Consider the following 21,122-nt stretch of genomic DNA (forward strand, 5'->3'; position numbering starts at 1 on the left):
ACTGCTACAAATAAATCAATTTAAAATCAGGGAGATTCAGTGTGGCAAAATTATTTGAGCCAATTCAATTCGGAAATTTATCACTCAAAAATAGAATTATTATTGCTCCCATGTGTCAGTATTCTGCGAATGAAGCAGGGGAGCATAGTTTTTGGCATGAGCAACAATGGGCGAGTTATGCATTGTCGGGTGCTGGATTATATATTATTGAAGCAACTGCGGTACAAGCTGTAGGTCGTATCAGCTTTGCAGATTTAGGGTTGTGGAATGATTTACAACGTGCGCAATTAAAAGCATTGATTGATAAGGTAAAATCGATTGCTCCAACGCCAATCGCCATTCAGTTAGCGCACGCGGGACGTAAAGCTTCAACTGATAAACCATGGATGGGACGTGGTCAATTCTCATCGAATCATGAACATGGCTGGCAAACGGTATCTGCAAGTGATTTACCATTTAATCCAGATGATCAGGCACCTCATGAATTAAGTATCGAGGAAATCAAAAAAATTATCGATGACTTTGCAACTGCAGCAGTCAGATCCGTAGATGCAGGTTTTGATCTCATCGAAGTCCACGCGGCTCATGGTTATCTATTACATCAATTTATGTCCCCTTTATCTAATCGAAGAACAGATGAATATGGTGGGAGTTTTGAGAACCGCATCCGTTTGACTTTAGAGGTTTTTCAGGCGATCAAAAATGCTGTTCCAGACAACTATCCAATCGGTGTTCGTTTGTCTGCAACAGACTGGATGGAGCAAGAAAAGGGGTGGAATATTGATGACTCAATTGGGTTGTCAAAGGCATTAGAAAAACTTGGTGCAGTTTATATCCATGCATCATCTGGTGGATTACATGTCGATCAAAATATTCAGATTGGTCCTAATTACCAAGTTCCATTTGCGGAAGCAATCAAGAAACACGTAGACATTCCAGTGATTGCTGTTGGGCTGATCACTGAACCTCAACAGGCGGAAGATGTCTTACAACAAGGCAAAGCTGATGCAATCGGGCTCGCAAGGGCAATACTATTTAATCCAAGATGGCCATGGCATGCTGCTGCTCAATTAAAAGCAGAGGTTGAAATTAGTCCGCAATATTTACGATGCCAACCGCATGATGTGAAATCATTATTTAAGCCATATGCTGATAGATAAAATAGGCATAAAGGTATACTTAAAAAGTCATCCTGGGTAATGACGGCTGTTGTATGATAATTTGACTAACTCATACAATAGCTAGGGATGCTAAGTCATGGTTTTATCGGTCATTATTCCGATTTTTTTACTGCTTTTTTCGGGATATGCCTCGGTTAAACTGAATTTACTTAGCAAGGAACAAGTCTCTATTGTTGGTACATTCGTCATTCGAGTCGCTTTACCTGCTCTATTTTTACAAGCGCTTTCATCAAAAGATCTTGATGCGATATGGCAACCTGAACTTTTCTACAGTTATATTGTGGTGACTGCCTTTGTATTTGCAATCGCTTTATGGATTTTGGTAAAGCATTTTAAAAACAATTTAAGTGATGCTGCCATTCTCTCAATTGGAGCGTCAATGTCTAATACTGGACTACTTGGTACGGCCATTTTAAGTCTATTGATTGGTCATATCGCGCTTGCCTTTACTTCTTTAATCGTAATTATCGAAAGTGTTTTTCTTGTTCCAGCAGCTTTATTTATTGCGGGATTGCAAGCTCAAAATCAGCAAGCACTACTCAATACATTAAAAAATAACTTTATAATCCTATGTAAAAATCCATTGTTTATTGGTGTGGTAATCGGAATTGTGTGCGCGGTTTTTCAGGTTAAACTGCCGCATTATATAGATCAAGTTTTCTTAATGATTGGTCAGACGGCATCTCCTTTGGCGTTATTTGTGATTGGCGGAAGCATCGCAGGTTTAACCCTAAAATATGTCAATCAGCAGAGTCTTTATATTGTTCTATCGTCCAACTTTATTTTTCCAATACTCATGTATTTGACTCTACGATTTATTGCTCAAGCACCAATGGATATCGTGTATGTAGGGACATTGATTGCAGCTTTACCTACACCTGCATTATTTGGAATGTTGGGACAAGCATATGGGCTCAATGATCGTGCAATTACACCTTTATTGATGAGTACAGTCATTGGATTTATTGTGACTGCTGGATTAATTATTTTATGGTGGTAATTGAGTAAAACCTAAAATGTAATCATAAATATCCTTTTCATATAAGAAAACCCTATCTCGTGATAGGGTTTTTGTATTTGAGCAGCGGTTTAAAATTTAAATTAATGCTTATGATTTAGCTTTCGTATTTGCTGCAGGTTTTTTTGCATTCTCAGCAATCAGTTTGTTCACGATCGCTAGATTTTCTTTGGCTTGAGGAATATTTTCATCTGCTAAAGCACTAAATATTTTTTTTGCCTCAGGTAGGTTTTGCGGAACGATATTTCCGTTTACGAACATGTTACCAATGGCCATAAGCGCAGGGATGTATCCTTTTTTACCTAAATCTTGAATGCTCGCTAAACCTTTTTTCACAGGCGCTTCAGTTTTGGTCTTAAAGCCTAATGAAATATCGTATAAAGCACGAGCATGAATGGCTGGATAACTTCCTTTCTTAATTAAAGGATCAAGTTTTTGCAACGCGAGCTTATCAGATTGTTCTTTGCCTTCAGAAAACAGTAGAACAGCAGATTCAACAATCGCATCTTCAAAACCTTGAGCTGCAGCTTTATCTAAGTATTCACGAGATTTTTTTTCATTTTTGGTCAGACCCAAGCCGCCAGTGGCATAGTTTTGCGCCAATACATAATTGGCTAAAGGATAGCCTGCAGTGCCAGCTTGTTCATAAAGTTGTACTGCTTTTTTGTTGTCTTGTTTGGTTCCTTGACCAGCTTGAGTGAGATATGCCAAGTTATAAGTCGCTTGAGGATTCCCTGCTTTTGATAAGCGTTCAAGTTCTTGGTAGGCCGCATTGTAATTCTTTGCTTGAATCAGTTCCTGTACTTTGCTGAATGCAGGATCGACTGGTGCGGCAGCGAAGCTAAATGAGGTGGCAACAGCGAGTAAAGCACCACATAATATTTTTTTCATAATTGTTTTATACCTATCTTAAAAGCAACCCTATTTATTTGATGTAAATAGAGTTTTACACCATTTCATCATAGTCCGAATTATGTGAATGTAAATATAGAATATGTATACATCCTTCAAATTTAGCTTCGCTTTGTGAATAAAGTGTGTGTATTGCAGTATAAGCATATAAACGACACTGGATTTATGTTGTTCAGCCTTGAATATATGGATTTAACCAAAATTTTAATCCACTAGTAGTTCTTCGATGGTTTTGCTTAAATACGCATTGTGCAATGAGGTGTTCAACGATGTTTATAAAAGGCATTAAACGTAATTACGATAAAGTTTTTCAAGATGATTCAATCCCAGATGAACAAAAGATAGATGCGCTCTTATTGAAACTTGGCGAGCAGTATTTGGTGAGTCAGGAGAATCGAGTGTATGTATTCCAAAAAGGTGATTTAACCGTAAAGTTTGATGCTAAACACGCGAGAGCATTTCATTTTAAAGATTATGTGGTGAAGGATATGAATAAATTATTTCATGGCTTTTAGAAAAAAACCTCCTAGCGATATAGGAGGTTTTTTATGAGTCATCTCTCAATCGATTGACAGTTAAAATCTATTCCATCTAACGCCTTGGTCTTATTTTCATATCTTTATCAATAAAAAAACTCTATTATAAAACGATACGAAACGTATCGTTTTATTAGTGAGGATTTCATGACAGTCGATGACAAAAGTGCACGACGCCGATCATGTATTTTAGCTTCAGTCAAACAGGCTTTGAATGAAGTGGAATATCACCAACTGACAGTAGAAGACATTGCTTCACGTGCTGGGGTGGGAAAGTCGACTATTTATCGATGGTGGTCACATAAATCTGAATTGGTTCTAGACACGTTTAAGGAGCTCACACTCTCAATTTTTGAGTTTGAGCCAGAATTCGATCTTGAACAAAATCTTAATCAACAATTGCTTCGTTTGGCTAAGGCTTTAGATCATCCAGTGGGACGTGCGATGTTGGTGGTTATGGCGAATCATCGTGAATTGGCTGCAACATTCTTCAAGCAATATTTGTTACCTAAACGAGTTCAACTGCATCAACTGATCCAACAGGCGATTGAGGTGGGGGAGCTGATAGAACATGATCACTATGATTTGGTACTTGATCGACTGTATGGTCCTATTCATTACCAAATTATTTTCTTTAATCATTTGCCTGATGAGCACTATATCCGTCAATTGGTCAAACTGAGTTTAGATCCATTACGCCCTCAAGCCCAAACATTAATGCGACAAGAGTAGATTTTCATGAGTGTAACCACCGAGCGACTTTGGAATCGTTCATTTATCTTGTGTGTATTAAATAATTTATTTGTTTTTATTTACTACTTTGCCATGTTGGCTGTCCTTCCGATTTACATTGTGAAGGACTTAGCGGGATCAGTTGAAGAAGCAGGATTAGCGTTAACGCTTTTTCTCGCCTCATCAATAGCAGTACGACCATTTTCAGGTATGATCATTCAAAAAATGGGTAAGCGACTCACTATGCGTGGATCGAGCACGTTTTTTGCGGTCTTTGCATTTGCTTATTTATTCATTGATAACATGTGGTCATTGTTGCTTATACGATTTTTACATGGGATATGGTTTAGTGTGTTGACCACTGTGGCTGTTCCAGTCGCGAATGACTTCATTCCTGAGCATCGTAAAGGTGAAGGCATGGGCTATTATGTGATGTCCACTAACCTAGGTGTGGTATTTGGACCGTTAATTGCGCTTACCATGATTCAATTTTATAGCTTCCAAATTTTATTCGGTGCTCTCGCGGTGCTCATCAGTTTAGGTCTAATTTTTAGCTGGTTATTAAATATTCCAGCGAATCAGATACCTCAGCAACATAAAATGAATAAAAAAGGTTTTAAGCTAGACGATTTTCTTGAGCCTAAAGTTTTTGCTGTAAGTGGTGTTGCTTTACTTACAGCTTTTGCTTACTCGAGTATTACCAGTTTTATTACGGTTTATAGTGAGAGCAAACAACTGCTGGCGTACACCAGTGTATTTTTTATATTGTTTGCGGCGTCGATGTTAATTGTAAGACCTTGGGTCGGTAAAATTTATGACCGTCAAGGTCCGAGTGCTGTTATTGTTCCTTCTTTTATATTTTTTGCGATTGGGCTTATGGTCGTAACATTGGTCAATGATCAATGGATGTTGTGGTTATCTGCAATTTTTATTGGAATTGGATATGGTTCAGTATTTCCTTGTTTGCAAACGCTCACCATTCAAACCGTAGATAAACATCGGATGGGGCATGCAATATCAACATTCTTTATTTGTTTTGATATTGGTCTGGCAGTTGGTTCAGTTGTGATGGGATTAGTTATCGCACAATGGAGCTTTGAATTTATGTACTGGTGTTGTGCGGTATTGGTCATATTAAACCTGATTATTTACCGGAAATATGTTCCAAATCCTCAGCCTAATGGTTAATAAAAAACCTCCTAAATGGAGGTTTTTTTTAGATTATTTTACTGTGGTCTAGCCACATCACCATTTAAATACTCAGGCAAATCTAAAACAGTCACGTCTAACTCTGCTAATGCTTCAGGGCGTGCCACCACCAAAGCGATATAACCATTTTCAAATGCAGCACTATTGACCACTTGTACGCTTTTATCGAGTTGTTCCGCTTCTGCAGGCACAGCACCTGTACCTTGAATCAGATGTAACCACGCTTTCGGTTTGGCTTTAAACCATAAGCGTGCAATGACTTCCTGACCCAAGTAACAACCTTTGTCATAGTGAACGCCTTCACGTTGATGTAAACGAAGTTCTTGGGGTTGGAACACGTGTTCAATGGCTTGATCAATGTAAGCGTGACCCTGTTGAATAGCCTGAACTTGCCAAGCGGCAATATCTGTTACTTCTGCTGAGAACGTTGTGGTGTCACCTTGAAGCGTAGGATAGACCTGACTAGCTTCTTCAAGTTTCATTTTGGAAAAAGCACCGAATTTTTTAATGTGTTTGGAAAATTCTTCAGCTTGATCTTGAGTGGTGACAATGACAAAGCTTTCAGGATTCAGCTTTGTTAACCATAAACCAAAGTGAATTCGACCTTTTAAATCACAAATTGCTGTGTAGCGCGTGATATTTTCCTCAAGGCGTTCAACATGCAACGTCACTTGACCTTGTAAAAATTTTTGAGCATCCACGCCATTAAGCGTAAATGAGGAGAAAGATAAATTGTTCATTTTCTATGCTCGAATCTGAATCTAATACTAAAGAATTATCCCAATTTTCCACTATTTTTCAAAAAAAAGCACATAACTGCTTATTTATCTGCGTTATTTGAAACAAAATATTTCAAAAACCCTATTTTTTATACCTAAGTCGATGAAATATATAAGATTTGGGAAATTGACTTTCAGCAGTGTACTATGCCATCACAAATGATGAAGTCTCATCAACAACAAAATGTTTAGAAAGTTTAGAAAAAAGATGCTCAAGGCAAGGCAGGAACGCGATGAATAACAACTACCGTAAACCACTGCAAGGTACCCAGCTCGAATATTATGATGTGCGTCAAGCCGTTGAAGATATTCAGCCAGGCGCATACGCAAAACTCCCATATACTTCTAAAGTGCTTGCAGAGCAATTGGTACGCCGTTGCGACCCTGCAATTTTAGAGCAGTCTCTTAAAGAATTAATTTTTAACAAACAAGACCATGACTTTCCTTGGTATCCAGCACGTGTCGTGTGTCATGACATTTTAGGCCAAACGGCTCTTGTCGATCTCGCAGGCTTGCGTGATGCGATTGCCGATCAAGGTGGAGACCCATCTAAAGTCAATCCCGTGGTACCAACTCAGCTGATTGTCGATCACTCACTCGCAGTCGAGTACGGTGGTTTTGATCCTGATGCATTTGAGAAAAACCGTGCGGTGGAAGATCGTCGTAATGAAGACCGTTTCCATTTTATTGAGTGGACCAAAACTGCCTTTGAAAATGTTGATGTGATTCCTGCGGGTAATGGCATCATGCATCAAATCAACTTGGAGAAAATGTCTCCAGTGATTCAAAACCGTGGTGGCGTGGCTTTCCCTGATACGTGTGTGGGTACAGATTCACATACACCACATACGGATGCTTTAGGTGTCATTTCAATTGGTGTCGGTGGCTTAGAAGCTGAAAACGTGATGCTTGGTCGTGCATCTTGGATGCGTTTACCTGACATTATTGGTGTAGAGCTTGTTGGTCAGCGTAAGCCGGGCATTACGGCAACTGATATCGTATTGGCTTTAACAGAGTTCTTGCGTAAAGAGCGTGTAGTCGGTGCTTATTTAGAGTTCTTTGGTGAAGGTGCAGACACCATGTCGATTGGTGACCGTGCAACGATCTCGAATATGACCCCTGAATATGGTGCAACGGCTGCGATGTTCTATATCGACCAAAACACCATTGATTATTTAACGCTGACAGGTCGTGAGCCTGAACAAGTGAAACTTGTTGAAAGCTATGCCAAAGAAATTGGTCTTTGGGCAAGTGATATGACCAAAGCTGAGTACCCACGTGTACTTCGTTTTGATTTATCAACCGTAACTCGTAATATTGCAGGGCCATCAAACCCACATGCGCGTGTATCAACAAGCGATTTAAAAGCCAAAGGTATTGCAGGTAATTTAGACGCTGCTCGTGCGCAAGAAGCAGAAGGCTTAATGCCTGATGGTGCAATCATCATCGCTGCTATTACATCATGTACCAATACCTCTAACCCACGTAATACGGTTGCAGCTGGCTTGCTTGCTCGTAAAGCGAATGAACTAGGCTTAGTGCGTAAGCCGTGGGTGAAATCATCTTTTGCACCGGGTTCTAAAGCCGCAGCATTGTATTTAGAAGAAGCAGGTGTACTCGGTGATTTAGAAAAACTTGGTTTTGGTATCGTGGCGTATGCATGTACGACTTGTAACGGGATGTCAGGTGCGCTAGATCCAAAAATCCAGCAAGAAATTATCGACCGTGACCTCTACGCAACGGCTGTTTTATCAGGTAACCGTAACTTCGATGGTCGTATCCACCCGTATGCAAAACAAGCATTCTTGGCATCGCCTCCGCTCGTAGTTGCATATGCGATTGCAGGTACAATTCGTTTTGACATTGAAACGGATGCTTTAGGTCATGATAAAGATGGCAACCCAATTTATCTCAAAGACATTTGGCCATCAGATGAAGAAATTGATGCATTGGTGAAAGTTGCGGTTAAACCTGAGCAATTTAAGAAAGTGTATATTCCAATGTTTGATTTGGGTGAGAAAGTTCAAGCTGCAAGCCCACTGTATGATTGGCGTCCGCAAAGTACTTATATCCGCCGTCCGCCATATTGGGAAGGCGCACTTGCAGCACCACGTACTTTAGCCAATATGCGTCCGCTTGCGATTTTAGGCGATAACATTACAACGGATCATTTATCACCATCGAATGCGATTATGATGGATTCGGCAGCAGGTGAATATCTACATAAAATGGGCGTGCCTGAGGAAGACTTTAACTCATACGCAACGCACCGTGGTGACCATTTAACGGCACAACGTGCGACCTTTGCCAATCCGAAATTGTATAACGAAATGGTGGTACGTTCGGACGGTACGATTAAGCAAGGTTCAAAAGCGCGTGTAGAGCCTGAAGGCGAAGTAATGCGTATGTGGGAAGCCATTGAAACCTACATGAACCGTAAACAGCCTTTGATCATTGTTGCAGGTAAAGACTACGGTCAAGGTTCTAGCCGTGACTGGGCTGCGAAAGGTGTACGCCTTGCAGGTGTAGAAGCCATTGTAGCTGAAGGTTTTGAACGTATTCACCGTACCAACTTGGTCGGTATGGGTGTGTTACCGCTTGAGTTTAAGGCAGGAACTGACCGTAAAACTTTAGGTTTGGATGGTACAGAGCTGTATAGCGTGATTGGGAATATTGCACCTCGTTCGACTTTGACTTTAGTTATTGAGCGCTCAACGGCGGATGGTAAAAATCAAACGATTGAAGTGCCTGTAACGTGTCGTTTGGACACTGAGGAAGAGGTTTCTGTATATGAAGCGGGTGGTGTGTTGCAACGCTTTGCACAGGACTTTTTAGAAGGGAACGTTTGATAATTAGTAGGTAAAAGCATAAGAAAATATGCTTTTACCTGAATTTAGGGACTCTTTTATTTAAAACTATTATTTAGGGAATACTAATGCCTGAAAATATTACTTTTAGGACGCAACTTATAGGTGGTGTTGCTGAGTTTTGTCAGTCATCGGGATTACATATTTTTAATAACACACTTCATCTAGTTGAACTAATCGTTAAACTTGCTAGATATCAAGAAGAAGGTGTTAAGTTAAGTCCTAAAGTCTATCTAACAAATGAGATAAATACTTTAAAAAATTTATTACCAGGAGGAGATAGTTTAAAAATAGGTGAAGCAGATCTAAATGTTGATGGTATTAAAGCTGTTCTAAAGAAGTGTGCTCCATTAGCTACTGATGGGTGGTTAATTTACATAAATAATGATGCTGAAAAATTGCAATATGGATTATTTAGAGGTGCTGAAAGTCCAATATCAGTATTAGTAGATGATGTTTTATTAAGTTCGGACGCCAACGAAAGTTTGAGAGTTGTTAAGGTACATCAGGTTGCAGATGAATGTGTTGAGGTGAGATCTAATAAGGGGGATTCGCATTATATTTTTCTAGATCATCGTAAAGAAGATTCTAAACCACCTTTATATTTTATAGATAACCTAGTCTCTGTGATCTCTTCAAATGTCAATGAGGATCAAAAAGAAGCAACAATAAGTTTTCTCAAAAAAATATTATTTAATTCATTGAGAGAATCTCATGGATGTATCATTGCTGTTACAGGAATGAATAAAACACCAGCCTTTTTAAAAGAAGATGGAATAGTGCTAGAAGAGCCTATTGATTTTCCACTTCTGATTTCAAGACTTAAGAAGCAGCAAATTGAATCTTCACATATTGAAAGTAAAGCTACGTTACTTAAAGGGATGTTGAACTCTGATGGAATTATATTATTTGATGATAAAGCTAAGTTATTAGGATATAACTTTTTTGTTAAGCCAAAAAAAAATGATAATGTTATTGGTGGAGCTAGAAAAAGAGCATTTGGATTTTTGAGTAGTAAAGTTGATAAAGGTTTAAAGGCTGTATTTATGCAATCACAAGATGGGTGGTCAGATTTTTTTGGAGTTAGTAATGACTGATTTAAATTTATGGCAACAAGAGATTCGTGAAATTATTCCATCGAATGTATCAACAGCTTTAGAAATTTCAAATTATGCTGTCCAGCTAAGTAATAAAGATAAGAGACAAATTGTATCTGCTTTCGATGCTGGACATTTTGAGATGGGTATTAATTATTTATGGGGTAAAACACTAACTGCATTAAAAAAAGAGCTTTCAACAGTAGGTGTTACGTTAATAGGGGAAATGTTAAATCGTTCGGATCTTGATGAAGATGATGATATTGATGATATTTTAACTCCTAGGGAGTCTATTCGTTTAGCCGAAGAACTTGGGATCATTACTAAAACAGAAGCCTTAAGATTACAGCATACACATGAGCTTATTACTCATTTTTCACAACTAGATTCAGATGAATCTGATCTTGAAGAAATTGATGTTAATGAAGCATTAGGCTCATTAAAAGCATGCATTAAAGCTGTATTAGGTAAACCTAGAGTTGAAGTCGCTAAGAAATTTGTGGAATTTAGAGCGGCTTTAGAAGAAGAGAGTCTTCACTTTACTGATCAACGAATTGAAATGTTGAAAAGTTCTCCTTATTTTTTTCTTAAGTTAACGATAAATGTATTGATGAATGCAGCTAAAAAGAATGTAGGTGCTAATTTAGAACATGCTTTGGCCAATATAAATACAATAATTCCATTGATTTGGATGCAATTAAGAGATGCAGAAAAATGGCAGGTGGGGTATACCTATGCAGAAACCTATGCGGAAGGTAAAACATCATCAGTAGCTGGCCTCAAAAGTGTATTGTCAAAAGTTAAAGGATTTGACTTTGTTCCAGAGAATTTACGAAGCGATACTTTTGTTAAGGCTGCTTCAGCAGTTTTAAGAGCTCATGATGGTCTAAATAATTTCTACAACGAGTTAGCGCCTGTACGCGAGTTAGGTAAATTGGGAACAACTATTCCTTCACCAGCATTACCCGCATGTCTCACTGCATTACTATGTGTTGTTCTAGGCAATGAATATGGTACTTCTTGGAATGCTAGAAGTGAAGCATTTAAAATTTTAGATAAAATAACTAATGATCGTTGGCAATATTATTTAGAAAATGTTTTACCTAGTGATGCAAGAATTATGGGTAAATTATTTTCAAGTAAACCTTTAGCTAACTGGTTTGACCTAGTTGAAAAATATGAACTAAACAATTTGACGTTCAAAAATGGTCTTGTAACCAGTCTTATAAATTCGTCTAAGGTAAGAAAGGACTCAAAAGTATTATCAATTACACGGAAACTATTAGATGAATACTATGGTAAAAATTAAACTTTTAATTTGTATTTTATAACTTAGAACCTTGTCAAAGATAATAAAAATATTCTCTTATGTAAATTTAGATTTCTGGTGTCATATTGCCCAATCGACAACATCATCTGTCGAAATGGACAATAAAACATCATCATTAGTGGAGTATATTGGGTTCACCATTTCTAAAAATATACGGAGAACAAAAATGGTTACAGCTGGCTCTAAACCGGGAACAGGTTTCTATTTTTGCGTTCAATGTGGGCATCGTGCTTACTTAGAAATTGGTACTGATCGTTTACCACCGTGTACCAAATGCTTAAGCAATCAATTTAAAAAATAATTCGCTCAAGCAAACACACTAAAACAGACACCACTGTTTTAAACAAAAGCCCTATTACACCATAGGGCTTTTTTGTTACCTTAAGAAAATTAAAAACATATTAATAAAAAGGTTTGCTATGGAAACAATACTCGGTTTATGTCTTGGTATAGGATTGAGTGCTGCATGTGGCTTCCGCGTATTTGTTCCCTTATTGGTGATGAGTATTGCCGCTATTATGGGCATTTTTGAACCCATCAAAGGCTTTGAATGGTTGGCGATGCCATCGGTCTGTTTTGCACTCGGCTTTGCCACACTGTGTGAAATAGGTGCTTATTACATCCCATGGGTAGACAACTTACTCGACACCATTGCAACACCTGCCGCGATGGTGGCTGGAACATTGACGACCATGGCGGTAAGCTCTGGCGAAATGTCGCAATTTGCAAGTTGGGCTGCCGCAATCATCGTCGGTGGTGGAACAGCAGGAGCAGTGCAACTTGGGACAGTGGCAGCACGGGGCGTATCGACCGCAACCACGGGTGGCGTGGCAAATCCTGTGGTTTCTACAGGTGAGTGGGTCAGCGCATTGGTGATTTCCGTATTGTCATTCTTTATACCTGTATTGGTAGTGATCGTTTTACTAATTGGTGTGGTTTGGGCAGTACGCTGGATTCGTCAGAAAAGACGCATGGTAAAGAATGCCGAAACTCCCCTTTAAAATCTTAATGAAACATCATAAAAATATGTTGAATCACGATTACCATTCCAATTCATCTAAAAATTATATTGGCTAAAAACATTATAAAAATTATAAAGGAGCTCAGCAGATGCCTGTGCTAAAAATATTAAAGCGTCATGGTATATCAGTCGCAATACTTATGGCATGTTCTATTGCTTCAGTACCATTATTGGCGAACACTCCACAGCAGAAACCACTAAGTCTGGAAGAAATCAGACTTCAACAGCAAGCCAAAAAATTTAAGGACTTTATTCCAGACCAATATTTTCTGTTCGATGCCGTAGAAGGTGATTTGAATCAGGATGGCCAAAAGGATGCCGTACTGATTGTAAAAAAAATTGATCCCAAAGGGTGGGTGAACCATCCTGTTCAGGGCAAGCTGGATCGTAACCGACGTGGCATTCTGGTGCTATTACAGAACCAATTCATATACCAAAAACTGATGCAGAATCTGACTGCATTTTCATCGGAAAATGAAGAGGGTGGTGTTTATTTTCCGCCAGAACTCAGTGTTGATATCCGCAAGAATATTCTGGGGATCCATTATGGACACGGTCGTTATGGCTATTGGAGTTACAAGTTTCGTTTAGAGCAGCAGGATATGCGTTTGATTGGTTATGATCTTTCTAGTAATCATGGCCCGTATACTGATTATAGAGTAAGTATTAATTTTCTCAGTCATCAAAAAAAGCATTCACAAAATATCAATTTGGCAGATCGGGATCTTCAGGAAAAATTTAAGCATACCTGGTCCAAAGTGAATTATTCACCAATCTATCTGTGCAAAATCAAGGACTTTGATGAGCTCAATTTTGAATAGTTTTTTTAATGAGGTTGGTGCGAACTTTGCATGATCATTTGAAGTAAAAATGATTGCAAGAGGAAGAATTACATGGAAATGAGCAGCATAGCTGAAAATGATAAAACGTCTTTAGGTGTTAAAGTTCATTTGATGGCAGGCTGGCCAATTTTACTGTTACTCATTGGTGGCGCAGTAGGAGCGGTACTGGGCATCGTTGCGTATGTGATTAACCTCAAAATTTACAAATCTGAATTATCTCAACTACAGAAAGTACTCGCTAATCTTATGTGTGGCATGTTTGCCATGATGTTGTGGTGGAGCATTGCATCTTGGATTCAAGCAACTCTCTAAAATGGAAGGTCAGCTTGAATTTTAATTGCAATATTTAGCTCAAAAACGCTAAAAAAAGTGTATCAATGAGCCTATTTGGGAAAAAATATTATATTTATAAGGTGACATGAAATATTTTTTTATTTGATGCTGAAATTCGTTAATCTTAGGAAATTAATCCCGACGCAGTCTCGCTATTATATATCTCAAGGGTGTGACGGGATCGAAAAGAGTAGATTGCTACCAGTTGCGTACAACGTGCGTGTAGTACTTACCCAAAAGGTCTTGATTCGGCTTAGGACGCTATAAATCAGAAGTTTATAGGCAATAGGGTTATAACTTACAAAGTTATAATAGTTGAAGTAAACAACATGTTTTCCCTGACACCCTCAAAATTCTCTTAAAAAAAAAATTATAATTCTCAATTCTCAATTCTCAATTCTCAATTCTCAATTCTCAATTCTCAATTCTCAATTCTCAATTCTCAATTCTCAATTCTCAATTCTCAAATCGCTCATCTTATAAATTGACACTGAGTTGATCAGTTGCTATTTTTCCGCATCCCAAAGAAATGCTCTGTTCACATGCCTTTAGACGATAATTTTGTATATATGCCACCTCAAGGTCCACTTAACATCGTCTATGAAGATGATGATTTGGTGGTCATTGATAAACCAGCAGGATTATTGTCTGTGCCAGGACGCTTGCCTGAACATCATGACAGTGCCTATTTAAGAGTGATAGCTCAATATCCAAATGCAAAAATTACCCATCGTTTAGATATGGCAACCTCTGGAATTTTGATGTTTGCAAAACATCGTGATGCTGAAGTGGCTGTGAGCAAAATGTTCCAAGCGCGCACCGTGAAAAAAAATTATGTGGCACTGGTGCAAGGTAAAATTCCACAACAGGGACAAGTAGACTTGCCTTTAATTACGGACTGGGAAAACAGACCGAGACAAATCGTTCATTTTGAACTTGGAAAATCAGCCTTAACACTGTTTGAATTGGTCGCTTATGATGCGCATTTAGATGTGAGTCGTGTCTTGTTGACGCCAATTACGGGGCGTTCACATCAATTACGCGTACATATGCAAGCCATAGGTCATCCGATCACAGGTGATAAACTCTATCATCCAAACCCTAAACTCAGTGATTTAGGGCGTATGGCTTTGCATGCGAGTTATTTAGAGTTTCAACAACCGTTGAGTGGTATTGAAATTAAAATTGTGAGTGAAGTTCCATTTTGAATGAAACGCTTCAAGCAAAATACGTATTGTGAGTGCCTAACTAAAATTTAACAATTACGATCATATAAAGTTAAGAACAATTTCTAATGAATTCTTCTCCAAAATGAAATAAATATAGGCTACTCTAGGATATTGTATACGCAATAACCACAATAAGGATGAACGTATGAGCCGTGATTTAGAACAATTTCCAAATGATGATAATGGCGATGTACTGTGGCAAATGTTCCAGGATGGAGATGATTTAAGCGAGCCGCATGAGATTGAGTACTCAATTGCTTTTAGCTCTAAAGACAAAGCTGAAAAATGTGCCTTGTTCTTGCTTCAGGAAGAACAAAAGATCAGTTTATTTATTGATGAAGAGTCTGAATCCGCAGAATGGATTATCACGATTTATGTGTATATGGAGCCAGAGTACTCAGATATTGTGGATTTAGAAGAGTGGTTTACCAAAATAGCCAATGACTATGACGGTGAGTATGATGGATGGGGATGTATGGCATATGTATATGATGATGAAGATATAGAAGATGAGTTTCAAAGCTAAAAAAGGCTAGAGCCAATAAAAGAACCTAAGTGATTGAACTTAGGTTTTTTTTATTTAAACCTTATAAAATTTAAGGTTTTTTTCTATTCGCTAGATGAAAGTGGTATATTGAGCAAAATTTTTTTAATTTTTTGGATTTTTTTATGTCTTTGCCAAATTGCCCAAAATGTTCCTCTGAATATACTTATGAAGATGGGGACCTCTTGATCTGCCCAGAATGTTCACATGAATGGAAAGAAGGAGAGACACTCGAAGAAGTGGTTCAGATCAAAGATGCAAATGGCAATCTTCTTGCAGATGGTGATACCGTAACGGTTATCAAAGATTTAAAAATTAAAGGTTCATCATCCGTAATCAAAGTCGGTACTAAAGCAAAAAGTATTCGTTTATTGCCAGATGCAACGGATGGTCATGATATTGATTGTAAAGTAGATGGTTTTGGCGCAATGAAACTTAAGTCCGAATATGTAAAGAAAGCATAAGCTTTTATAATGGCTTCAGTGAAACTGGGGCCAATTTTTTTATGTGATAATAACTCGTCGTTGGTTTTAATCTGATCATAATGATAAGTTTTAATAAATAATGGTTGTTTTTTATCAATTTAAATTGAATTTTAGATACAAATTAGAATAAAAAATTCTTTGCTTGGCACAAAATAACATTACAGTTTTCCTATAAAAGTGTTAACTTCGTCACACTAATAACAATAAGGTCAGATCATGTCTATTCAGATTGAGGGTAATGTTGTTGCTGCTCATGAAGTATTAGCGCAATTAAAAGAGTGGGATTCAGCATTGGTGAGTAATAATGTTGATGCGTTAATCGAAAAATGTGCACAAAATGTAAGTATGTTTGATGTCAGCACTCAACTTGAGGGAGCTGAAGCTTATCGAAAAGAATGGCAAAAATTTAGTCCCTATTTCTTCGATGGAATGCAAATCACTCGCCGTGATGTAAAAGTGCATGCGAGTGATCATTTGGTTGTATTACATTGTCACTCTAAAGTGGAACATAAAGCCTTAAAAGGTCAGCTGCAAATGCCTTGGTGTCGTACAACACTATGTCTACAAAAAACCAATGAACAGTGGGTAATGGTACACCAACATATTTCTATGCCTGTAGACTTAGCAACGGGAAAGGCTATCATCTTGAAGGATAAATCTAAATTAAGGCTAGTGGTTTAGCGAATCTTGAGCATTTAGATGGGCTTAAACAATGTTATCTTTCATGAATGAGTTAAATTCTGGAGACGTGTCATGGGATTTTATGATTTTTATCGTTTGAGTTCTCATGCGGTGATCACCAACCCAGAGGGACAAGTCTTATTACTGAAAGCAAACTATGCCAATTACAGTTGGGGGTTGCCAGGTGGTGGTTTAGATCAAGGTGAAACCATACATCAAGCTTTGCTCAGAGAGTGTAAAGAAGAAATAGGTTGTGATGTAAGCATCCAATATTTATCTGGGGTCTACTATCACGCACAGGTAAACTCACATACCTTTATCTTTAGATGCGTGATTGAAAATAATGCCCAAATTCAACTCTCTGAGGAACATACGGAATATGCATGGTTTAGTCCAGAGCAACTGTCTGAGGTTCAACGCACTCGCGTTCAAGACTGTCTGAATTTTCAAGGTGAAGTTCGGAGTTATTCATTCTAGAATTTAGAAATTAGACAGTTGGCATAATGTTTTGAAAATGATTGAGCTTAGCAATGATTTCATCTACTTGTTTCAGACGTTTCACTTCATCCCATAACAGTTTTGCTTCAGGATAATGTTTAGACATCATACCTAGCCATTGTTTATAACGTCCGACCATATTCATTTCTTTTTTATATGAACCATTTAAGAAGCGAATTTGGAGTGTAATTAAATCGCTCCATTGTAGTATCGCTTCGTCTTTATTTTGTCGGATGCATTGTGTGACATCGGGTGTTGTCACTGCTGCACGACCAATCATTAGATCTTCACAACCTGACTCTAGTAAACACTGGCGCGCATCTTGGTTATTCCAGATTTCACCATTGGCTATCACATTAATGCTAAGCGCATGACGAATGGGTTGAAGTTGATCCCAAAAAGCGGGTGGGGTATAGCCATCTGCTTTTGTTCGTGCATGAACGGTCACCCAAGCGGCACCAGCATCTTCTATAGCATGTGCATTTTCCAGGGTGAAATTACGATCCATATAACCTAAACGCATTTTTGCTGAAACTGGTATTTCAGCAGGCACTGCATCACGTACAGCTTTAACCAGTTGATACACTGTTTCAGGTTCATCCAATAATACAGAACCACCTCGATGCCTGTTTACTGTTTTAGCTGGACATCCAAAATTCATATCAATTGCAGGTGCACCTAACTCCACCGCTCGAACGGCATTGGCAGCCAACATGGTTGGATTATTCCCTAAAAATTGAACATGAACGGGTGTTCCTGCTGCTGTTTTGCCATCGTTGAATAATTCGGGACAGTAAGAATGATAGATGTGATCTGGAAGGACAGAATCAGTGACACGGATAAACTCAGTTACACACCAGTCGAAGCTGCCGACATGTGTGAGAACATCACGCATGATGGGATCAGTTAAACCTTCCATTGGTGCTAAAACGAGTTTCACATGGTCACCTGAATATGGGAAAAACGGTGTTATACGGTGTTTTGTATAGCTTGTCTAGTCAGAAATTTCACACAAAAAAAAGCCCAAACTTATGTTTGGGCTATTCGCTTCCAATTATTGATATTTAGCCCATTGTAGGTCTGCATTTTTAATGGCGATGAAATCATTTGCATTCACATCGTCAACTTTATTTAAATTTTTATATTCATTTTTGGGAATATAAATATTTGTACCAGCACCCATTGTATTGTGTTGTTGAACACTAGTATACGGTGGGACACCTTGAGAGCTGATATTACCAAAGATTCCATTTTTTTCACCGATACCACATGCTGCACTACCTTCAACATTACTTCTTGCTAATACGTCACCATAAATTTGTGCACATGCACCAATACGCACAACTTGATTAGACATCAAGGCAACTAAACCAAGTTCTAACTTTGTTATTTCTTTATTATCAATAGTCACTGTATCAAGTGTACCGTTAGGTAATCTATTGGTGTTTTTATACATCGTATTCGCATCTTGGCACAAATTCACTGGCGTCAAGAATTTGTTCGATAAAGTTGCAGGTGTTGTTGCAGGTGGACTAACACTAAACTTAGTATTAGACGTAGTGCCTAAGTTACGTGAACAAATTAAGGCATCTGTTGCATTTGGATTTCGCGTAATATTACGAGGCGAATAAATGCGAGGAGACATCGCAATCGCATCAATATCACCTTCAGCAAGGAATGTATTGGTGAATACAGAATCAGTACTATCCGCCGCAAGATTCGCTTTACCAGAAATAATTAATTTACCTTCGAAATACAGAATACCTGGAGCAAAACTTGCGTTATCGAATGTAGATGTATCCATTGAACGAATATACCAAGTGTCTGGTAATGTATAATCGTAATCTTTAGGCCAACCAAATATAGTTCGGTCTTTACCATCAAGACCATTAAAATCTAAACTGACACGTGGAAGATATCCAATAATTTGACTTGTACAATAACCGCTTTTATGGTCAGTACGTAGACCTAAACTATTGGTCATGATCTGTTCTTCATGAATAGTTTCACAAATAGCACCCACATAATCTTTGCTATTCAAGGTGTATTTCCCTAAATAGAAACCTCGTGAGCCTGAGTTTGAGTTCTCAGGGTCAATTTTCATGATTTGAGTTTTATTTCCTGAAGCATCTACAGCAAACTGTTTGTGAATATTATTAGTAGCATCATACTCATACATGTAAGTGATTTTAGAGCTCTCATTGCGAAGATGATTTAAATATACGCGAGCAGCGCCATATTCACGTACGAAAATATAGTTTGCATCATTTCGATATTGACGAACATCGACTCTGGTTTCAAACGTCATATTTTGAATTGCTTCTTGAATACTGGCTATGGTTTCAGAAACATCGTATTTAGGAATATCTGGAAAAGTACTGAGCTGAGGGATGCTTGTGAGTTTTTCATAAATTTTTCCACTAATTGCATTCTTAAATCCTTCAACTACACCATTCTGGTTTGAAGCACTAAAGTTGGCAAGATAGACATCACCTTTTACATCTTCAGTAATAAGACCATCTAGTAAGCGTAATGGACCGTTAGAATACACATTTCCACCAATCCAACTTGTACTTAAGCGGACTCCCGCCTTGTACGCGCCAACCCCTTGTTGCGACTGATTGTGAGCATAGGCCGATTGTTCAATTTTAGAGAGGGTATCAAGATCGATAAACTCTTTAGCTCTTACACTGCCTTTAACGTCACTACTAGAAATATTAACTTTCCCGCCTGAGGTAATATCACCCGTAACAACACTAGTTCCGATCATTGTTACGTTGCCACCTGCCATAACATTTCCGTTGACTTTACTAGAAACGGAAATATTGACATTCCCTTGGTGTGTGGTGATAGAAGACACTTCGACATTCGTGCGTAGTGTTACATCTTTATTGGTATGTAAGTTTGCAGCATAGCCTCCTTCTGTAAGACTAATATTTCCGTCAGTGGAAATATTTTGAGCCTTAGAACCAAGAGAAAGTGTGACATCACCAATTGCTTTAATATTTTCTGCTTTGACATTGGTTAACAGTTTAACCCACTCACCAGATGAAATATTGCCAAAATTTCCGCCGTTAATAATATGAACATAGCCCTCAGCATTGATGTTAATTACAGCCCCATTTCTTGTACCACAGGCATCAATTAAACAATCAATATAGACATTTCCACCTTTACCATCTTTGTCTTTCTTAACGTTAATAGTTAAGTTTTTGATATTTTGGATTTTGAAACCAGCTTGTAAGGACAGGCTACCACCATCGACATTCAGTTCGACATATTCATCTGGTTTAGTTGGATCTTCGCCGGAAATAGTAGTGCCAGACATAAATGTTTGACCAGTGAAATTAATAACACTCTTGTACTTAATCAGGTCTGCTGCAAGATCATAGATTGCTTGTATCGTAGTAGCTGATTGAGCTGACCCACTTTTCGACAGAATATTTGCGATGACAATACATTTGGTTCCAGTAGAACCATCTGGGTTATTGGTTAAACCATTGCAACCTTTTACATCTTTTACTTCAACCGTGACATAACGTTGGTTGGTATCATCATTTAAAAGCTGAATTTCACCTGTATTTAATAAGCTTTGGCGAAAGTCATTAATATCGGTATCCTTATATTTTTTTAATAAATATTCACGAAAGGCGCTTACACCTGACCATCCCATGAGTTGTACATTGGTTTGTGCATGCGCAGCAACATTTGCTTCTTTGTTGGAGATCAGTGATTTTGCAACAGTCGATGTTATGATCATCACTGTAAGCCCGATGAGCAAGACCAAAAGAATAGTGGCCATGCCTTGCTGCTTTCTTAAACTATTCA

General features: G+C 38.2%; 21 protein-coding genes. 17 read left to right on the forward strand and 4 right to left on the reverse strand.

What is annotated here, in order from left to right:
* The first annotated feature begins 41 nt into the window (after positions 1-41).
* Complete coding sequence (locus AC1M9N_RS09870) at positions 42-1,160, forward strand: NADH:flavin oxidoreductase/NADH oxidase (protein ID WP_481954676.1); 1,119 nt, start codon at positions 42-44, stop codon at positions 1,158-1,160.
* Positions 1,161-1,257: 97 nt separating this feature from the next.
* Positions 1,258-2,181: an AEC family transporter gene (locus AC1M9N_RS09875; protein ID WP_481591724.1), complete on the forward strand. Its 924-nt coding sequence runs from the start codon at positions 1,258-1,260 to the stop codon at positions 2,179-2,181.
* 108 nt (positions 2,182-2,289) lie between these two features.
* Here AC1M9N_RS09875 and AC1M9N_RS09880 read toward each other — a convergent pair whose 3' ends face one another.
* The gene (locus AC1M9N_RS09880; RefSeq protein WP_092767509.1) at positions 2,290-3,090 is read right to left on the reverse strand and encodes a tetratricopeptide repeat protein; all 801 of its coding nucleotides are present in this window, start codon (positions 3,088-3,090) and stop codon (positions 2,290-2,292) included.
* A 290-nt stretch (positions 3,091-3,380) separates the two neighbouring features.
* On the opposite strand from AC1M9N_RS09880, the gene AC1M9N_RS09885 reads away from it, so the two are divergent.
* The 3 genes from AC1M9N_RS09885 (at position 3,381) to AC1M9N_RS09895 (ending at position 5,567) form a co-directional block, all read left to right on the forward strand.
* Positions 3,381-3,626, forward strand: coding sequence for a hypothetical protein (locus AC1M9N_RS09885; RefSeq protein WP_092767507.1), 246 nt, complete (start codon positions 3,381-3,383; stop codon positions 3,624-3,626).
* 168 nt (positions 3,627-3,794) lie between these two features.
* Positions 3,795-4,379, forward strand: a complete 585-nt coding sequence (locus AC1M9N_RS09890; RefSeq protein WP_481954677.1) for a TetR/AcrR family transcriptional regulator — start codon at positions 3,795-3,797, stop codon at positions 4,377-4,379.
* A gap of 6 nt (positions 4,380-4,385) precedes the next feature.
* Entirely contained in the window at positions 4,386-5,567 is a 1,182-nt protein-coding gene (locus AC1M9N_RS09895; RefSeq protein ID WP_481954678.1) for an MFS transporter, read from the forward strand.
* A 38-nt stretch (positions 5,568-5,605) separates the two neighbouring features.
* Here AC1M9N_RS09895 and ygfZ read toward each other — a convergent pair whose 3' ends face one another.
* A complete protein-coding gene (ygfZ, locus tag AC1M9N_RS09900; protein ID WP_481954679.1) occupies positions 5,606-6,328 on the reverse strand; it encodes a CAF17-like 4Fe-4S cluster assembly/insertion protein YgfZ in 723 nt (240 codons plus the stop codon).
* Positions 6,329-6,600: 272 nt separating this feature from the next.
* Here ygfZ and acnD point away from each other — a divergent pair, with 272 nt between their 5' ends.
* The 12 genes from acnD to AC1M9N_RS09960 all read left to right on the forward strand — a co-directional run bounded on the left by acnD (position 6,601) and on the right by AC1M9N_RS09960 (position 17,273).
* Positions 6,601-9,216 carry a Fe/S-dependent 2-methylisocitrate dehydratase AcnD gene (acnD, locus tag AC1M9N_RS09905; protein WP_481954680.1) on the forward strand — a complete coding sequence of 872 codons (2,616 nt, stop codon included), beginning with the start codon at positions 6,601-6,603 and terminating at the stop codon, positions 9,214-9,216.
* A gap of 86 nt (positions 9,217-9,302) precedes the next feature.
* A complete protein-coding gene (locus AC1M9N_RS09910; RefSeq protein ID WP_481954681.1) occupies positions 9,303-10,331 on the forward strand; it encodes a hypothetical protein in 1,029 nt (342 codons plus the stop codon).
* Entirely contained in the window at positions 10,324-11,640 is a 1,317-nt protein-coding gene (locus AC1M9N_RS09915) for a hypothetical protein (protein WP_481954682.1), read from the forward strand. The genes AC1M9N_RS09910 and AC1M9N_RS09915 overlap by 8 nt, the downstream gene beginning before the upstream one ends.
* A 115-nt stretch (positions 11,641-11,755) precedes the next feature.
* Positions 11,756-11,962, forward strand: a complete 207-nt coding sequence (locus AC1M9N_RS09920; protein WP_481954683.1) for a zinc ribbon-containing protein — start codon at positions 11,756-11,758, stop codon at positions 11,960-11,962.
* A 118-nt stretch (positions 11,963-12,080) separates the two neighbouring features.
* Positions 12,081-12,662: a DUF4126 domain-containing protein gene (locus AC1M9N_RS09925; RefSeq protein ID WP_481954684.1), complete on the forward strand. Its 582-nt coding sequence runs from the start codon at positions 12,081-12,083 to the stop codon at positions 12,660-12,662.
* A gap of 109 nt (positions 12,663-12,771) precedes the next feature.
* Complete coding sequence (locus tag AC1M9N_RS09930) at positions 12,772-13,503, forward strand: hypothetical protein (RefSeq protein WP_481954685.1); 732 nt, start codon at positions 12,772-12,774, stop codon at positions 13,501-13,503.
* 78 nt (positions 13,504-13,581) lie between these two features.
* Complete coding sequence (locus tag AC1M9N_RS09935) at positions 13,582-13,836, forward strand: hypothetical protein (RefSeq protein ID WP_481954699.1); 255 nt, start codon at positions 13,582-13,584, stop codon at positions 13,834-13,836.
* Between the two features lie 563 nt (positions 13,837-14,399).
* Positions 14,400-15,065 carry an RluA family pseudouridine synthase gene (locus AC1M9N_RS09940; protein ID WP_481954686.1) on the forward strand — a complete coding sequence of 222 codons (666 nt, stop codon included), beginning with the start codon at positions 14,400-14,402 and terminating at the stop codon, positions 15,063-15,065.
* 166 nt (positions 15,066-15,231) lie between these two features.
* On the forward strand, positions 15,232-15,612 hold the full coding sequence (locus AC1M9N_RS09945; RefSeq protein ID WP_035269856.1) for a ribonuclease E inhibitor RraB: 381 nt from the start codon (positions 15,232-15,234) through the stop codon (positions 15,610-15,612).
* A gap of 143 nt (positions 15,613-15,755) precedes the next feature.
* Positions 15,756-16,094 (forward strand): zinc ribbon domain-containing protein YjdM, encoded by a 339-nt coding sequence (locus AC1M9N_RS09950; RefSeq protein ID WP_035269853.1) that lies wholly within the window; start codon positions 15,756-15,758, stop codon positions 16,092-16,094.
* A gap of 237 nt (positions 16,095-16,331) precedes the next feature.
* Positions 16,332-16,796, forward strand: a complete 465-nt coding sequence (locus tag AC1M9N_RS09955) for a YybH family protein (RefSeq protein ID WP_481954687.1) — start codon at positions 16,332-16,334, stop codon at positions 16,794-16,796.
* Between the two features lie 72 nt (positions 16,797-16,868).
* Positions 16,869-17,273 (forward strand): NUDIX hydrolase, encoded by a 405-nt coding sequence (locus tag AC1M9N_RS09960; RefSeq protein ID WP_481954688.1) that lies wholly within the window; start codon positions 16,869-16,871, stop codon positions 17,271-17,273.
* Positions 17,274-17,283: 10 nt separating this feature from the next.
* Here the strand turns inward: AC1M9N_RS09960 and AC1M9N_RS09965 are convergent, their stop codons facing one another.
* Positions 17,284-18,234 carry a tRNA-dihydrouridine synthase gene (locus tag AC1M9N_RS09965; RefSeq protein WP_481954689.1) on the reverse strand — a complete coding sequence of 317 codons (951 nt, stop codon included), beginning with the start codon at positions 18,232-18,234 and terminating at the stop codon, positions 17,284-17,286.
* Between the two features lie 114 nt (positions 18,235-18,348).
* A complete protein-coding gene (locus tag AC1M9N_RS09970) occupies positions 18,349-21,096 on the reverse strand; it encodes a bactofilin family protein (RefSeq protein ID WP_481613323.1) in 2,748 nt (915 codons plus the stop codon).
* Between the last annotated feature and the right edge of the window lie 26 nt (positions 21,097-21,122).

Source organism: Acinetobacter sp. ANC_7655 (genome assembly GCF_056784015.1).